The following is a 15,712-nucleotide window of genomic DNA, read 5'->3' as shown; positions in this document are numbered from 1 at the left end:
GTCGTCCCCGCCGTCCGTCGTCCCCGGCCTCGGGAGTGCGGCGGCTTGCCGTGGCCGGGCAGTCGCCGGGTCAGTGCAGCACACTGACGGCGCGGGCGATGACGAGCAGGGACGTCGTCAGTGCCGCGATGCTCTCGATGCTCATCAGCAGCTTGGCGCGGCTGGAGAGCGGCATGGTGTCGGTGGGGCTGAAGGCGGTCGAGTTCGTCACGGAGATGTACAGGTAGTCCACGAGGGTGGGCACCCAGTCCGATGAGCCGCTGGCCCCGTCGGCTACCTCCTGGACCGCGTCGTCGTTCTCGTCCTGGGAGAACCTGAAGTCCGCCAGGGGCAGTTCGTCCCGGGGCGCCTGGGTGCGGATGACGGGGCCGCCGCGGTCCAGTTCCCAGAAGGCCAGCCCGAACACGATGATGTTCGTCAGCCACACCTGCAAGGCGGCCGTGAGCAGCGCGGGGCCATCCTTGATCCCGGCGTGGATCAGTTCGTGGACCAGGATGCCCAGCGCGGTCATGTTGCTCGCCGCGATCACCAGCACGAGGGCCAGGGACAGGACGCGGAATGTTCGGGTCTGGCGGGTCAGCCGTCGAGGGTTGATCGCCACCAGAGGGACGAGCAGCAGCAGTTCCAGGCCGGGCAGCACGTACCTCGGGGCCACCAGCAACTGCTGCGGGAGAGCCAGGTAGAGGACGATCGCCACGAGGGTCGCCACGACGGCGGGTAGCCGCGCCTCGCCTCGCCGCTCATGACGCGGATGCCTGAACCTCGTCTCTTCCCGGCTCTTCGCCATCTGCTCCTCCATCCGTCGTCAATGCGCCGTGATCAGTCCCTTCCCCCGATTCGGGCCACGTTGCAGGTGCGGTAGCTGACGAGTTTCGATGAGGTGGATATGGCCGGGGTCCTGCGGGCGTTCGTGCAGCAGCTTCTCAAGGAGCCGTGGGAGTAGGGGGGCTCAGCCGCCGGAGAAGCACCAGCGCCACGGCGGCGGTGGCCAGTTCGCCGGTGGCCAGTCCCGCCCAGACGCCACCGGTGCCCAGTCGGCCGAGGGCCACGATCAGGGGGACCTTGACCAGGAGCAGGGTGCCGAGGGACATCAGATACGCGGGCGCCGGACGGCCCAGGGACTGGGAGTAGGCCGCCACCAGGGGGCCGATCCCTGCGACGGTCAGGCCCAGGGCGATGATGCGCAGGGCCCGGCCGGCGGTGATGACGGCGGCGGGGTCGTTGAGGAAGAGGCCCGCGAGGGGCTCGGCCAGCAGGGCGAGAACCGCCGCGGTGAGCAGTCCGTAGAGCAGGGAGGCGAGCAGCGCGAGGTTGCGCGCGCGGAGGGCGCGGGCGGTCAGGCCGCGGCCGCTGTTGTAGCCGGCGATGGGTTGCAGGCCCTGGCTGATGCCGGTGTGGGGCATCATCACGAAGGTCTGCAGGCGGGCGCAGACGGCGTACGCGGCCAGCGCGACGGCCGACCCGGTGGCGGCGAGGGTGGCGTTGACGAGAACCGCCAGGAGGGTGACGCCCGTCCCGGCCAGGAACGAGGGCAGGCCGATGCCGAGGAGGGCCCGCAGGGTCGGGCCGTGGGGCAGCAGGTCGCGCGGCGCGACGCGGTAGGGGCGGTCGTTCTGGCCGAAGAAGAACCAGAGGCTCATCGCGGCGGAGACGGCCTGGCCGCCGACGGTGCCCAGGGCGGCGCCGCGTACCCCCATGCCCAGCCCGAAGATCAGCAGTGGGTCCAGCGTGATCTGGACGGCGACGGGGACGAGCCACAGGAGGGTCGAGTAACCCATCCGCCCCTCGGCGCGCACCAGGCTGGAGAAGCCGGTGGAGACGAGTGCTCCGCACAGCAGCACGACGGCGTAGGGGCGTGCGCTCTCGCGCAGCTCACCGTGGGCGCCGAGCAGCGCGAGGAGGGGGTCGAGGAAGGTCAGGCCGAGCACGGTGGTGGCCGCGGCGCAGGACCAGAACAGGGTGAAGGAGTTGCCGGCCGCGCGGGCGGCGGCCTGCCGGTTTCCCGCGCCGAGGGCGCGGGAGATCAGCGAGGCGCCACCGGCGCCGACGGTGGTGGACACCGCGCCGAGCAGCAGGAGGAGCGGGGCGGCCAGGTTGACCGCGGCCATCGCGGCGTCGCCCACGCCGTGGCCGACGAACCAGGCGTTGGTCAGGGCGTAGATGCCGTAGACGCCGACAGCGGCCGTGGTCTGGGTGCAGGCTCGCCACAGCAGTCGGCCCACCGGTTCGGTGCCGAGGCGGGTGGTGTGGTCGGCGGGTGCGGGGGCGGTGGGCCGGGGTGTCATCGGCGGGTGCGGCCGAGCAGTGCCATCGCTTCGTCGAGGAGGGTGCGGGCGAAGTCGTACTGCTTGGTGTCGGTGTGGCCCCGGTACACGGTCTCGATGACCATGATCAGCATGAGGTGGAGGCAGTACAGGCGGCGCCGCACCCGCTCGGTCCCGGTCAGCTCCGGGTGACCGTAGCCGCGCATGAAGGGCCCCGGGTCGCCGAAGGCGGGCAGCTGGCTGCCGGTGAAGCCCGCCTCGATCAGCGGGTCGCCGTAGAAGGCGCGTTCGTGGTCGATGATGCAGGCGATGCGGCCGGCGCGGACCATGACGTTGCCGTCCCACAGGTCCCACTCGACCAGGCGGGGTTCGGTCACTTCATCCAGGCTGCCGGCGTGCTCGGCGACCACCGCGCGCACGGTGTCGTAGTCCCAGCCGATGTCGACCCCGCGACGTTCGCCGTCGGTCAGGACGTCCTCGACGATGCCGGTGAACACGCGCCGCCAGCTGGTGTCGTGCGGACCGGCGAGCGGCCCGAAGCCGGGGCCGCCGATGGAGTTGATCTCGCGGTTGGCCGCGCCGAGCTGCTCCATGCAGGCATCGCGCTCGGCGGCGGGCAGCTGCTCCGAGACGATGCCGAGGTTGTCGGCGTCGATGTACGGCATGAAGAAGTAGTCGGCGTCGCAGAGCTCGTGGCTCCGGTCGGCGAAGTGCACCTCGGGGACCGGCACCGAGGTACGGGTGCGTATGAGGTCCAGTGTGTGCAGCTCGATGGACATGGCGCCGCGTTCGTAGGTCATCACCTCGACGTGCGGGGGCGGGGCGATCTTCAGGACGACGTCGGCACCGTCGCGCAGCCGGATGCGGTAGGCCACGTTGAACCAGCCGTGCCCCAGCTCGTCCGCCCAGCCCTCCCCCGTGGGGACCTGCCCGGGCCCGTACGCGCGCTCGATCATGGCGCGCAGTACGTCGGGAGACTGCCGGTTCTTCGTGATGCTCTCCACGCCCGGTCCTTTCGAAATGGCTGCCCGCAGCGCCACCGGAAACAAATACTTACCACGTGGTCGATATTCATAGCAGAGGGAGCGTACGCCCGTACACCCCCGGTGCGACCCGAAGGAAGGCGGGCCGCACCGGGGGCGCAACGGCTCAGGAGGCAGGGCCCCTGACCCACTAGTTCTTCTGCAAGGTGCGGGTGACCCCCGCGATGACGGCGGTCGTCAGCACCCAGCCGAAGGCGATCAGGAGGTAGGCCAGCCACTGGACGCCGCTGTCCGGCCAATACCAGGCCGTGCGCTGGCCCAGGCCGCCGATGGGGATCAACAGGTCGAGCGTGTAGACGAGGGGCTGGAACGGCGCGCCTTCGCCTTCTTTGGCAGGGGTGGGAGGGTGCGCGGCGAAGGTCAGGGTGCCCAGCAGGGTCAGCGCGAGCAGCCAGACGCCGGCCAGCCAGGGGCGGTAGCCGTAGCCGATGGACACGTCGAGCAGATAGCCCCAGGCGCGCGCCGCCGGCGACAGCGTACGGCGCCGGTGGCGCTGCTTGGCGAGGAGTACGCGGCGGGCGTCGTCGTCGTGGCCCGCGCTCCGGTACCAGCTCGCCAACTGCTCGTACGGCTGTGGGCTGTAGCCGGGACCGCGTCGTATCCACGCCACGCGGTCCGTCACGGACTCGCGGGGCCCGCCCGCCCCGACCGCTCCGAGGGAGCCGTAGACGAGGCCGTCCAGTTCCACCACGTCGGGCCAGCTGTGCTCGTTGTCGTGGAGGTAGGCCACCTGCGCGGCCCGCAGGTCCATGGTGCCGTGCGGGCGTCGGGCGAGGGTGATGTCGAAGTCGGACACCTGCATGAGGAGGCCGATCAGGGCCCGGCCGTCGCCGCCGGGTGCCGCGTTCAGGAAGGCGCCCTCGAAGGTCAGGAGGTCCGAGACCCGGGCGCCCCGCAGCGTCACCGTCCCGTCCGCGGTGAAACCGCTGGAGAAGTTGAGCGTCGGCGCCACTACGTTGTCCAGGGCCAGGGCCAGTCCGCCCGGACCCGGGCGTCCCAACGGCACGGGGCGCTCCAGGTGCGCGCCCTGCATGAACAGTCCGCCGGACAGCTGCGCGCCCAGCATGCGTATCCCGCCACGGGCGGTGAACCCGTGCATGCAGAAGATGCCGCCGCCCGCGTGCAGGCCGTCCGCGATCACGCCCCAGCCCTCGGACACGCACACCCGCGTACCGTTCAGCAGCAACTCGCCCGCCACCGAGGCGTTCAGCAGATCCAGGCACCCGTCCACGCGCGACCGCGACAGATCGAGGTGCCCTTCGACCCGTACGAGGGCGGCTTCGAGTCCCGGCAGCCGGCTGTCCGCGATGCGGATCGTCCGGGCCGACGCCCCGATGAGCCTCGGTGCCTTCTCGAACCAGCACTCGTCGATCCGAAGAGCCTGCCCGATCTCCACGTCCGAGAGATCGAGACAGCCGCTGATGCGTGCGCCGACGAGTTCCACACCTGCGACGGCGCCCGGCTGCGCGGCGTTCCCGCCCGAGAGCAGTGCCGCGATCACGACGGCGCGAACCGTCCGCCCGGGCCCCCACTCGCCGCCTGCGGTGACCCGATCGGCATCGGGCGCCCCCGTGCGCAGGTCCACGCGTCGTCCCTCGGGGAACGCGTCCCACAGTTCGCGCTCCGGTGAAGTCAACTCGTCGTATGAAAGCACTCACGCAGACTAGCGATCTTCCTCCGGGCGCCCGGGCCAAGGCATTTCGAGTGCGGGACAGGAGCAACGGAGGGCGTGCTGCGCTTCGCCTTCGAGGCGGCAGCGGTTCGCTCGGCCGGCGTGGAGAGCCAGTACTGCTGGTACCCGCCGGTCGGTTACGTACAGGGCATCGGCGGAGACCTGCCGGCGAACCAACCACTGCTGGCCGCACGAACCACGCATCGGGCATGTCACCCACGCCGTATTGCACCACTCCCCCGCCCCGGTCGCCGTGGTCCCGCAGGACTGACCGCGGCCGGGCTGATTGAACCGGTGTCCGCCCCGGTATAGGGAACGGCATGACCACCCATGAGATCGGCCCACGCATGGTGGGCGAGCGGCTGATGTACAACCGAGCCGTCCGCGTGGACGAGCCACGCAGTTGGCTGTTCCTCTCCGGACACGAGGCCCGCGACGACGACGGCACCATCGCCCACCGGGGAGACATGGCCGGTCAGATGAAACTGACACTGCGGCGGTTGGGTGAAACCGTGGCAGAGGCCGGGATGACGATGGCCGACGTGGTGCAGATCCGGATCGTCACCACCGACCTCGCTTCGTGCAAAGCGCACTACGACGTGCTCCTGGACGGACTCGCGGCCTCGGGCTGCCGGCCGACCAGCCTGTTGGCGGAGGTCAGCGCCTTGTCCGATCCGGACATGCTCATCGAGATCGAAGCCGTAGCATGCGGCCATGTCTCATGAAATCTGTGCACTCGTTGTAGCCGGGCGGGTCGATGCGCAGAAGGCCCACTCCATGGGCCTTCGGGCCGTGCTCGTTCATGAGGACGTCAGCGTGTTTCCGGTCAACCACTACTTCTCCGCGTACTGGGCCGCGAAGCGTGGAAACACCTCGCTGCTCGATCTGCCCGAGGGACTTTCCCTCGTGTTTCCGACGGAAGCGGTGTTGCGTGACCTCGTCCGCGAGGTGACCGGGACGGACAGGCCGCGGTTCGCGATCATCGAGACGAACTATTTCGGCGGGGTCGGTGACCAGGGCGCTGTCGCGTTCGAGGGTGAGGAGCGGTTGACGCCTGACCGGGCATCGATCAATCAGGCGCTCGCCGCTCTCGGTGTGCGGGCGACGGCTTCGATGGACGAGTTCGAGGTGATCGGCCTCACCGGGTTCCGGCACAATCCGGAGTACCTCGACGCGTACGTCGAACTCTGCGAGGAACTGGGTGTGTGACGGTCCCGCTGGGGCCGGGATCAGGGCCGGGCGAGTGTGAACGTATGGGCGCGCTGTACGTCGCACCCCTGGCAGGCGCCCACGAAGCGGGAGAGGAGGCGGTCACCCTCCTCGTCGAGGACGTTGCGCCATGAGCAGCGGAACTCCCCGCAGGCACAGGCCCGTTGAGCGACTTCGGCGAGCGCGGACAGGGTGGAATCGTGTTCCGCTTCGGGCGTCGCGCACTCCATGTCCGCGCCGCGCAGCACATGTTGCGGCCGCCACCACGGCACGTTCTCGGGGCTGAGGAGGCCCCTGCCCGCACACTCCACGCACCTGCCGGGACCGGCGTTGTTCGCGATGCACCAGCATCGTTTGTAGCGCCTCTCGTACGGGCGGCCTTCGCAGGTCAGGCAGATCCCCCAGCCGTGGCAGTCGTAGCAGAGCACACCACCAGCCGTGCTGCGCGTGAAGGGCGGTTGCGCGAGCAGGAGTTCGGGGTACACCACCGGCGTCCATCCGGTGAGGGTCACGAGCCCGGACCGGCTGCCCTCGTACACCTTCACCTCGAACTCCTCGCGCCGGGCCGTCGCCCAGCTCTCCCCATCCTGGTCCGTCACGTGCGGGGTCGTCTCCCAGCCGGCCCCGCTGAAGGCGGTCAGGGTCTCACCGAACTTCGAGGGCGGAGGGCGGCCGTCCCAGCTCATCCCGAGGAGGAACAGGGAGCGGAATCCGACCGGTTCGGGGTCGAGGAGCCGTACGGAGTCAATCCACTCACGGACGACCGTCGGACCGCGGTCCGGACGCAGGGCCGACGCGATCCCCAGCAGGGCCCCCTTGAGCCACGCGCCGCTCGCAGCGCCGGGCGCGCCTCGGTCCATGTGTGCACCGGTCGTCTCGGTCATCGTGGTGTCGGTCCACTTCCGCTCGGAGGTGTACATGATGCCTTGAAGGCTGATCAGGGGCCGACGACGAGTTGGCCGAGCCGCATGGCCGGCCACGGCTTACGGCCACCGGCCCGCATCCGTCCCGTCGTCCGCGACGACCGCGAGGTCGAACGCGATGCGCACGCCCCTCGCCCCGTCGGACGAGACGAGGGAGGTGTACGCGAGGTTGACACCCGCCGGGTGGGCCCCGACGTCGCCGACCGTCCACGCGGGAACCCCCCGGATCGCGGACGGACCCGAAGATTACCGCCCAGTAGCGTCACGGCGACACCCCGAAGTCACCATCGTCCCCTGCGTCGTTGAGGAGATTCAGCGGCACACTACGGTGGGTGCAATGAAGATGAGCCGCGCGGAGGCGGTCGCGCTCGTGCAGCGCGTCATGGATGTGGACTACGCCTCCGACGACGAGATGACGGAAACGCTGGAGAGGCTCGACAGAGCCCTGGCATGCCCCTCCGGTCACGTCAGCGACTTGATCTACTGGCCTCCGGAACGAGAACTCTCGGCTGAAGAAGTAGTCGACCAAGCCCTGACGTATCGGCCGATCGCTTTGTGAGGCGGCGCTCAGGGCGGGTTGACCTCCACTGATACCCCGGAGGAACATGTTTCCTGAGACGGTGCTGCGTACCGAACGACTGCTCCTTCGCCCGTTCGGCAGCGGCGACATCCCCGACACGCAGGCAAGTTGCTCGGATCCGCTCACCCAGCAGTGGCTGCCGCTCCCTCAGCCCTACACCCTGGAAGACGCCACCTCCTGGTGTACGAACGTGGCGTCGGCCCTCCGTGAATCCGGTGACGGCATCCACTTCGCGGTCACCGACTCCCCCAACGGACGGCTGATGGGCACGGTTGGATTGAAGAAGACCGACTGGCGGGCTCGGACGAGCGAGGTCGGTTATTGGATCTCCCCTTGGGGCCGTGGGGTTGGCATCGCCACCGAAGCCACTCGGGCAGTGGCGCGGTGGCTTCTGACGGAGCAGCGGTTCCAGCGGCTGGAGCTACGGGCCGCCACCGGCAACACCGCTTCCCAGAAGGTCGCCCTCAGGGCCGGATTCCACCGCGAAGGCATCCTGCGCGATGCGGGCTTCGTGCACAACGGCCGCGTCGACCTCGTTCTGTTCTCCCTGCTGCCCGACGACTCCACCGAGCCACCCTTGTAGGGCCTCCACGAGCCGGGAATCCGCTCCGGTGTCACGGCCGTGTGCGGCATCGAGTCGCGCGGGTTCCTCCTGGGCGGGGCGGTGGCCGTCGAGCTTGGGATGGGCTTCGTCGCGGTACGCAAGGGGGTGGGGGTCTTCCCGCTGGGGGACGACCCCCACTCCCCCATGGTGGCCGAACTTCGCCCCTGCCCCGGGGTTCGCTTACTGATCGTTTCAGAATGAGACGTGCTGGTCGGGAGAGACCGCGGAGGACGGGACTGCGGGGAAATGGTCAGGCAGGTGTACTGACCGCTGCTGTACAACGATCGCTATGAGCTGGGTGGCGAACGTGATGATCTCTATTGATGTGGCGGACAGTGCAAGCGCGGAGGCGTTGAGCGAGTGGTTGCGAACGGACGCCCCTCGTCGTGTCCATCCAGAGGCCCACGGAGTCGGCTTCTTGAAACTGCTCACGAGTCCGGAGACCCATGACTGGGGTGGGTGGAAGAACCCGGAGTGCGAGGTGTGGGCGGGTGCTTTGAACCATGCCGACCTTGACGCGCTCAGGCAGCGCGTGTTCGAGATGCCGTGGCGCGAGCCGAATCTGGTACAGCTCCTGGTGATGGATCAGGAGGAGGGGTTCTTCCGCATATGGATGATCAGGGATGGCGAACTGCGGCAGTTCGCACCGCTGGAGCCGGACGAGGAGGACGATGGCTTCTATCAGAGCTGGTGAGGTAGACCCATAGCTGGCGCCGTGCTCTTGAACTCGATGATCCATCTCGGCAAGGTATCCGGCATGCCTGCAGATTCAGTTCCCGACGACCTCTGGGAGCGCGTTGCCCCGCTGCTGCCACCGGCACCTGAGCGGCGCCACTGTCATCCCGAACGCCTACGTGTGCCGGATCGGACCGCGCTCGCGGGCATCATGTACGTCCTGCGGACTGGTGTCGCCTGGCGTGACGTTCCCGCAGAGAGCGTGGGCTGCTCCGGGGTGACGGCCTGGCGCCGACTGCGGGACTGGGCCGAAGCCGGCGTCTGGGCCCGCCTGCATGCCGCCCTGCTAAACGAGTTGCGTCGCGTCGACCTGCTCGACGTCGACGACTGCGCCGTTGACGGCTCGCACGTCCGAGCGCTGAAGGGGGGATCACGTAGGCCCCTCACCTGTCGACCGTGCCCGTCCGGGCAGCAAGCACCACCTGATCGTCGACCGCCACGGAACCCCGCTCGCCGTGACTCTCACCGGCGGCAACCGGCACGACGTCACCCAACTCTTGCCGTTGCTGGACGCAGTCCCATCGATCCGGGGTCTGCGGGGGCGCCCCCGACGCAAGCCTCGACGGTTGTACGCCGACCGCGGCTATGACTTCGACAAGTACCGCCGCCTGTTGTGGAAGCGCGGCATCAAGCCGATGATCGCCCGCCGTGGCGTAGCCCACGGGTCCGGACTGGGCAAGGTCCGCTGGGTAGTCGAGCGCGCTTTCGCCTGGCTGCATCAATTCAAACGACTCCGCATCCGCTACGAACGACGCGCTGATCTCCACCAGGGCCTGCTCCTACTGGCATGCAGCCTCATATGTCTCCGCCGCCTGCGAACCTCATTCTGAAACGATCAGTTAGGGTTTGTGGGCCACCCACAGCGCTTCCGCCGGCCAGTGGTGGGCCCAGTCGGGTGGGGCGGTCTTGTTGTAGCCGTTGGCCGCTTCCGGGGCGGGGCGCGGTTCGATGAGGTCGTCGATGACAAGGCCCGCGCCGCGCAGGACCCTGATCCAGTCACCGTAGGTGAGCTGGTAGCTGACCGCGCCCTGGTCCTCGTCGATGGTGTCCAGGCCGAAGTAGTCCCGTTGCAGCGTCGTCGTCGCGCGGCTGGTGGCTTCGTCGTAGCAGGCTTCGAACCAGGGGCTGGCGACGTTGAACACCAGGCGCCCACCGCGCCGCAGTACGCGCGCGGCCTGCGGCACGGCGAGGTGCGGGGGCGCCCAGCTGAGCCCGCCGTAGTCGCAGAACACCAGGTCGAAGCTGTCGGCGGCGAACGGGAGGTGTTCGGCGGCTCCCTGCACCAGCGGGTAGCGGGCCGCCCCCATCGCGCGGGCCGCCGCGGCGAGCTGCTCCTCGGACAGGTCGAACCCGACCACCGAGGCCCCTTCGGCCGCGAGCGCCCTGGACCACTGGCCGGCGCCGCAGCCGAGTTCCAGGACGCGCTTGCCGGTGACGTCGCCCAGCGCTCGCAGGTGTGTGTCGGGGATCGCGTACGTGCCCCACAGGCGGGGCATCGCGCCGATCTGCGCGTCGTGTTTGTGCTGGTAGGCGCTGCTGATCCGATTCCAGAAGCGCCTGTTGCCGGAGATGCTGTCCACGTATCGACCCAAGCACCACCGGCCGCGGCCGGTCAACGTGATTCGGTGGCTAGCCCATGCGGAACAGGGCCGTCCACAGGAACCCGGCGCCGAAGAGGGGCGACTCGGGTGGCTCGGCCCGCATGCGGCGCAGTTCGACTTCCATGAGGTCGGAGAAGATCCGGCGCAGCGATTCAGGGGTGTAGGCGAGGCCGCCGTGCAGCCGGCGTTCGCGGTAGAGGTCCGCGTCGGCGAGCTCGGAGCCCATTCCCTCCGCACCGGCCGCGAAGCAGCTCAGGGCGAGATGGCCGCCGGGGGCCAGCACGCGGTCGAGCAGGGCGAGGTAGCTCACCCTGCGGTGCGGCGGCAGATGGTGGAAGCACCCGGAGTCGACGACCAGGTCGTACGGTCCACTCAGCTCCGTGACCGGCAGGGAGAACACGTTGCCGCACACGAAGCGGACGTCCTCCCCCGCATCGGCCACGCGCTCCCGGGCCCAGGCGATGGCCACCGGGGAGAGATCCACGGCGTCCACCTCGAAGCCGCGCGAAGCCAGGTACAACGCGTTGCGTCCCGCCCCGCAGCCCAGATCCAGGACCCGGCCGGGCGCGATCAGGCCCCGATCGAGGTAGCCGGCCAGGCTCTCGTCCGGCTTCACTGGGAAGAACGGGACGGGCCTCGACCTGTCGGCGTAGAACCGGTCCCAGAAATCCTTGCCGTCCCCGGCCGCCAACGGGCCGCTCCCGGCTTCGGAGACGAACAACCCGTCCAGGAGTGCGAAAACTTCCTCGACGGTACGCGCGGTCCGGTCCACCCGGGCCCCCTTTCGATCACGTCCGACCCTAGGAGCGCCGACGGCAAAAGACCAGGTCACCCCATGTGCCCCGACAGTCGGAGCGCCCGGCTCCCGCCCTGCGCGGCCCCCACCGTCACCCGACCACCCGCCCCGGCCGCGCGCCCGGTGAGCCGTGCACCGAGAGCCTTGAAGGGGCTGCTCCCAGCCGCGCCGGCCCGACGATTCCCACCAGATGGGCCGGGCCCATCACCGGGCGGACGATCCGCGCAGAAATCGCGCGTGGGCGCGGATGCGCGACGGGTCCTCGGGGAAGCAGCCGGCCCAGTCCTCATGCAGGGGCGTCCAGGCAGCGGGCTGGCCGCTCTCCGCGTTCAGCGGCGTACTGGAGTCCACGATCGCGACGTACGACAGCCCGAGCGTCGCCGGCCATCGCGGGTGGTAGGAGCGCACCGTCGCCACGGCGGGTTCCGGCAGCAGTTCCGCCGCCACGCCGGTCTCTTCGAAGAGCTCGCGCCGCGCGCCCTCGCGGGGCGTCTCACCCGGCTCGACCCGGCCGCCCGGCGGAACCCAGCCCCGCCATCGGTGACCGATGAGTTCACCGTCCCCGAGCGGTCTACCCGGATGACCCAACCGTTCACGGCAGGAGCGTCATGTCCACCATTCAGCCAGTGATCCTCACCGCCCACCAGGACGTCCTGGCCGGCTTCTACACGGAACTGTTCGGCGCCGAGGAGATCTTCCGGGTGCCGGCCGAGGGCCCCGTGTTCTACCTCGGGCTGCGAATCGGCGACACCGACCTCGGGTTGGTCGCCAAGAAGGAAGCGGCGGAAGCCGGGGCACCCCGGATGCTGCTCAGCATCGATGTGGACGATGTCGACGCGACGCTCGGCCGGGTGGAGGCGCTGGGCGGATCGGTCAGCGGCGGCCCGAACGATATGCCGTGGGGACAGCGTGTCGCCCACATCCTGGACCCCGACGGCAATCCGGTGAACCTCACGCAGCCGATCCGGACCGGGTGACCGCTTCGGGCAGGGCAGGCGGCCGTGCGGGCAACCTTCCGTACGAGCCGACCGTCCTGTACTGCATGCGAATCTCATTCCTCATCCACAACGCGTACGCGATCGGAGGGACGATCACCACCACGTTCAACCTGGCAGGCGCACTGGCCGATCGGCACGATGTGGAGATCATCTCCGTGCTGCGGAACAGGGAGCGCCCGAGCATCGCGCTTGATCCGCGGGTGCGGTTACGGCCCCTGGTGGATCTGCGGCACGAGAAGGACGACCCGCGACACCTCGCACCGGCGAAGGTCTTTCCCTCGTCCGAGTACCGCTACAGCGAGTACAGCGCGCTCACCGATGAGCGCATCGGCGAGGCGCTGACCTCGCTCGACGCCGATGTCGTCGTGGGGACGCGCCCCGGGCTCAACGTCCACCTGGCTGTCCACGCGCCGCAGCGGTCGGTGCGGGTCGGGCAGGAACATCTCGCGCTCGACCACCACCCCCCTCGGTTGCGCAAGGCGCTGCGCCGCACCTATCCGCGCCTGGACGCGATCACCCCTGTCACGGAGGCCGACTCGGCCGTCTACCGGCGCAAGATGCGGCTGCCTGGTGTACGGGTGGAGTCGCTGCCCAACAGTGTCCCCGCCCCGGTCCTCGCCCCGGCGGACAGCCGGGGACGCATCGTGGTCGCCGCCGGACGGCTGGCGCCCGTGAAACGGTTCGACCTGCTGATCGACGCCTTCGCGGCGGTCGCGGCGGCTTATCCCGACTGGCAGTTGCGCATATACGGCAGGGGCGAGGAGCGGGACCGGCTGCGCGCGCTCATCGACCGGCTCGGGCTGTACAACAACGTCTTCCTGATGGGCGCCGCGATCCCGATGGAGGCCGAGTGGGTCAAGGGGTCGATCGCGGCGGTGACCTCCGACTTCGAGTCCTTCGGCATGACCATCGTCGAGGCGATGCGCTGCGGATTGCCCGTCGTGAGCACCGACTGCCCGTACGGCCCCGGCGAGATCATCGCCGACGGGGAGGACGGGCGACTGGTGCCCGTCGGGGACCGGGACGCGTTGGCCGGCGCCCTGCTGGACCTCGTCGGTGATGACGAACTGCGCCGCCGCATGGGGCGTAACGCACGGGAGAATTCCCGGCGTTACGGCCCCACGCCCGTCGTGGCGCAGGCGGAGCGGCTGTTCGAGGAACTGCTGGCCGCCCGGCGTGAGGGCCGCACGGTGACCGGAACGGGACGCGCCTTGGCGAGCAGCGGTTTCGCGGCCAGGGACACCATGCTCATCGCGGCCGGCAGTGTCGTGAGGGCCGCACGGAAGGCGCGACGATGAGTGGCGACGGCATGAGCGGGCTGAAGGAGAAACCCCGTGGCGCGGTGTCCGTGCGGGACGGGGGACGTCTGCTCGTACGCGTCCAACTGCCCCTGCCCGCCTCGGCGCGGCCACGGCTGCTGCTTCAGCCGCGCCCGAAGAAGGGGCAGCCGGAGGAGACCGGGCGCTCTCTCGTACTGGAGCCCGCAGGGCCGGACGAGTGGCAGGCCGTGCTGGAGCCCGACCCCGCCCTCGATGAAGGCCGCTGGGACGCCTATGTCGTGACCGGACCGGACGAGGAGCGCGTGCCGTTGCTGCCCGGCCTGCGCGATCTGCGCGGGCTGGTGTCCGGTGGGGATGCCGTACGGGGCGCGCCGCTGGCGGTCCGGATCCCGTACGCCACCAAGGACGGCCGGCTCGCCATACGGGCCTGGCGGCGCGCCACGCACGCGGAGTCCGGGCGGATCACCGTCGGATCCGACGCGATGACGGTGTCGGCGCGGCTGTACGGTGCCGAGCTGGGCGAGGACGCGGAGGTGTCGCTGATCCGGCGCGGACGGGAGGCCGGAGTGGCGCGGGGCGCGCTGAGCGTCGAGGGGGGCCAGGACTTCTCGTTCACGGTCGACTACGCGGACCTCCTGGCGGACGGGGTGGGCGGCGCACCGGCGGTCTGGGACGTGTTCGTCCACCCCGGCGCCGGTGCTCCCCGGGCGCGGGTCGCCCGGCTGCTGGACGACGTCGCGGACCGGAAGACGGTGTTCGTCTACCCGGCCACCACGGTGGGCGGGGTGTCGGTGCGCCCGTACTACACCCTCGACAACGACCTCTCTGTGGAGATCGCACCGCAGCCTTCACGGTGAAGGTGCCTCGTTCTCGGGGGTGCGCCTCGGACGTGGCAGCAGGCGTTCACCCAGCAGGACGGCGCAGGCCGCGACGGTCAGCAGACCGCCGCAGAGGAAGGTGCCCCGCACTCCGGCGAGCGAGAGGATCAGCCCGCCGAGTGCGGCGCCCGCCGCGATTCCGGCGTTGTAGGAGCCGGAGTTCGCCGCGAGCGCGATGTCCGTGCGGCCCGGGGCGCACCGCAGCATCGCGTTCTGGGTGGTCATGAAGACCGGTCCGAGCGCCCCGCCCATCAGCGCCAGGAACACCACCGCAGCGACGGGCTCGGCTCCGGCCGCGTACAGACCGAGCATGCCGACCGCCTGGGTGGCGACGGCGGCGGTCAGGGCCGCGCGCGGGAAGCGGTCCAGCACGGCCCCGGTGATGCTCACTCCGGCCAGGCATGCCAGGCCGAACGCCACGAGCAGGGCGCTGACCGCGCTCGTGGCGAACCCGCTCACCTCGCCCAGGAACGCGACGACGTAGGTGTATCCCGCGAAGGCGCCGGTGGCGGACAGGGTCCCGGCCGCGAGGACGACGGCGAACCGGCGGGCATCGGGAGCGGATCCGTAGGCGGCGCTCTCCTCCTCGGGACGCGACGTCGGCAGCAGAACGGCGATCGGCACCAGGGCGGCGAGCCCCAGCGCCGCGAGCAGGGCGATGGGCACCTGCCAGTCGCTCTGGCGGCCCAGCCATGTTCCGGCGGGAATGCCGAGCACCAGGGCGAGTGAACCGGCGACGGACAGCGCCCCGACGACGCGGCCGCGGACTTCGTACGGGAAGAGGCCCACCGCGACCGGTCCCATCACGGCCCAGAACAAGGCTTGGGCGAGCGCGGTGAACAGCCGTGAGAGGAGGAGCACCCCGTAGGAGGCGATCGACGCCGCGAGCAGGCTGGACACGATCAGCACGGCCAGCAGTCCGGTGAGCACGTGGCGTCGGGGCACGGCCCGCATGGTGTGGGCGAGCGGCAGTGACGCGACGGCCACGGTCAGGCCGTAGCCGGTGACCAGGAGACCGACTGCCGACACCGGGACACGGAGGCTTCCGGAGATGACCTCCAGAAGGCCGATCGGCAGGTTTTCCGCGGTGTTGAGGGTGAAGGCGGCCAGCATCAGGGCCCCGAGCACC

Annotated in this window: 18 protein-coding genes; 9 read left to right on the top strand and 9 right to left on the bottom strand. The window is 70.0% G+C overall.

The window, feature by feature from the left end:
- Nucleotides 1-70: 70 nt before the first annotated feature.
- The 4 genes from ACIQZN_RS22290 to ACIQZN_RS22275 all read right to left on the bottom strand — a co-directional run bounded on the left by ACIQZN_RS22290 (nt 71) and on the right by ACIQZN_RS22275 (nt 4,961).
- Nucleotides 71-787 (bottom strand): hypothetical protein, encoded by a 717-nt coding sequence (locus ACIQZN_RS22290; protein ID WP_403996514.1) that lies wholly within the window; start codon nt 785-787, stop codon nt 71-73.
- A gap of 136 nt (nt 788-923) precedes the next feature.
- On the bottom strand, nt 924-2,285 hold the full coding sequence (locus tag ACIQZN_RS22285) for an MATE family efflux transporter (RefSeq protein WP_403996511.1): 1,362 nt from the start codon (nt 2,283-2,285) through the stop codon (nt 924-926).
- Nucleotides 2,282-3,268, bottom strand: a complete 987-nt coding sequence (locus ACIQZN_RS22280) for a phosphotransferase family protein (protein ID WP_403996509.1) — start codon at nt 3,266-3,268, stop codon at nt 2,282-2,284. Before ACIQZN_RS22280 ends, ACIQZN_RS22285 begins: the two co-directional genes overlap by 4 nt.
- A 169-nt stretch (nt 3,269-3,437) precedes the next feature.
- Entirely contained in the window at nt 3,438-4,961 is a 1,524-nt protein-coding gene (locus ACIQZN_RS22275; RefSeq protein WP_403996507.1) for an oxidoreductase, read from the bottom strand.
- Between the two features lie 338 nt (nt 4,962-5,299).
- On the opposite strand from ACIQZN_RS22275, the gene ACIQZN_RS22270 reads away from it, so the two are divergent.
- Complete coding sequence (locus tag ACIQZN_RS22270) at nt 5,300-5,704, top strand: Rid family hydrolase (RefSeq protein WP_403996504.1); 405 nt, start codon at nt 5,300-5,302, stop codon at nt 5,702-5,704.
- The gene (locus ACIQZN_RS22265; protein WP_403996501.1) at nt 5,694-6,188 is read left to right on the top strand and encodes a hypothetical protein; all 495 of its coding nucleotides are present in this window, start codon (nt 5,694-5,696) and stop codon (nt 6,186-6,188) included. Before ACIQZN_RS22270 ends, ACIQZN_RS22265 begins: the two co-directional genes overlap by 11 nt.
- Before the next feature lie 20 nt (nt 6,189-6,208).
- Here ACIQZN_RS22265 and ACIQZN_RS22260 read toward each other — a convergent pair whose 3' ends face one another.
- Nucleotides 6,209-7,108, bottom strand: a complete 900-nt coding sequence (locus ACIQZN_RS22260) for a hypothetical protein (RefSeq protein WP_403996498.1) — start codon at nt 7,106-7,108, stop codon at nt 6,209-6,211.
- A 340-nt stretch (nt 7,109-7,448) separates the two neighbouring features.
- On the opposite strand from ACIQZN_RS22260, the gene ACIQZN_RS22255 reads away from it, so the two are divergent.
- The 4 genes from ACIQZN_RS22255 to ACIQZN_RS22240 all read left to right on the top strand — a co-directional run bounded on the left by ACIQZN_RS22255 (nt 7,449) and on the right by ACIQZN_RS22240 (nt 9,860).
- A complete protein-coding gene (locus ACIQZN_RS22255) occupies nt 7,449-7,670 on the top strand; it encodes an e9imm peptide (RefSeq protein WP_403996495.1) in 222 nt (73 codons plus the stop codon).
- 46 nt (nt 7,671-7,716) lie between these two features.
- Nucleotides 7,717-8,274, top strand: coding sequence for a GNAT family N-acetyltransferase (locus ACIQZN_RS22250; RefSeq protein ID WP_403996492.1), 558 nt, complete (start codon nt 7,717-7,719; stop codon nt 8,272-8,274).
- Nucleotides 8,275-8,584: 310 nt separating this feature from the next.
- On the top strand, nt 8,585-8,989 hold the full coding sequence (locus ACIQZN_RS22245) for a squamosa promoter-binding protein 15 (protein WP_403996489.1): 405 nt from the start codon (nt 8,585-8,587) through the stop codon (nt 8,987-8,989).
- A gap of 63 nt (nt 8,990-9,052) precedes the next feature.
- Nucleotides 9,053-9,860, top strand: a protein-coding gene (locus ACIQZN_RS22240; RefSeq protein ID WP_403996656.1) for an IS5 family transposase whose coding sequence is annotated in 2 segments (ribosomal slippage) — nt 9,053-9,408 and nt 9,407-9,860 — 810 coding nt in all. Because the reading frame shifts where the segments join, the coding sequence is not laid out codon by codon here.
- A 9-nt stretch (nt 9,861-9,869) separates the two neighbouring features.
- Here ACIQZN_RS22240 and ACIQZN_RS22235 read toward each other — a convergent pair.
- The 3 genes from ACIQZN_RS22235 to ACIQZN_RS22225 form a co-directional block, all read right to left on the bottom strand.
- Entirely contained in the window at nt 9,870-10,610 is a 741-nt protein-coding gene (locus ACIQZN_RS22235; RefSeq protein ID WP_403996486.1) for a class I SAM-dependent methyltransferase, read from the bottom strand.
- Between the two features lie 49 nt (nt 10,611-10,659).
- Entirely contained in the window at nt 10,660-11,403 is a 744-nt protein-coding gene (locus ACIQZN_RS22230; RefSeq protein WP_403996483.1) for a class I SAM-dependent methyltransferase, read from the bottom strand.
- 228 nt (nt 11,404-11,631) lie between these two features.
- Nucleotides 11,632-12,015 (bottom strand): NUDIX hydrolase, encoded by a 384-nt coding sequence (locus tag ACIQZN_RS22225; RefSeq protein WP_403996480.1) that lies wholly within the window; start codon nt 12,013-12,015, stop codon nt 11,632-11,634.
- Nucleotides 12,016-12,035: 20 nt separating this feature from the next.
- Here ACIQZN_RS22225 and ACIQZN_RS22220 point away from each other — a divergent pair, with 20 nt between their 5' ends.
- The 3 genes from ACIQZN_RS22220 (at nt 12,036) to ACIQZN_RS22210 (ending at nt 14,562) form a co-directional block, all read left to right on the top strand.
- On the top strand, nt 12,036-12,404 hold the full coding sequence (locus ACIQZN_RS22220) for a VOC family protein (protein ID WP_403996477.1): 369 nt from the start codon (nt 12,036-12,038) through the stop codon (nt 12,402-12,404).
- Between the two features lie 65 nt (nt 12,405-12,469).
- On the top strand, nt 12,470-13,723 hold the full coding sequence (locus tag ACIQZN_RS22215; protein WP_403996474.1) for a glycosyltransferase family 4 protein: 1,254 nt from the start codon (nt 12,470-12,472) through the stop codon (nt 13,721-13,723).
- Complete coding sequence (locus ACIQZN_RS22210; protein WP_403996471.1) at nt 13,720-14,562, top strand: hypothetical protein; 843 nt, start codon at nt 13,720-13,722, stop codon at nt 14,560-14,562. Before ACIQZN_RS22215 ends, ACIQZN_RS22210 begins: the two co-directional genes overlap by 4 nt.
- On the opposite strand, the gene ACIQZN_RS22205 is transcribed toward ACIQZN_RS22210, so the two are convergent.
- Entirely contained in the window at nt 14,554-15,696 is a 1,143-nt protein-coding gene (locus tag ACIQZN_RS22205) for an MFS transporter (protein WP_403996653.1), read from the bottom strand. The genes ACIQZN_RS22210 and ACIQZN_RS22205 overlap by 9 nt on opposite strands.
- Nucleotides 15,697-15,712 lie beyond the last annotated feature (16 nt).

This window comes from Streptomyces sp. NPDC097595, from assembly GCF_044761525.1.
GTDB lineage: Bacteria > Actinomycetota > Actinomycetes > Streptomycetales > Streptomycetaceae > Streptomyces > Streptomyces drozdowiczii_A.
This window is presented reverse-complemented; position numbering and strand designations above follow the sequence as displayed.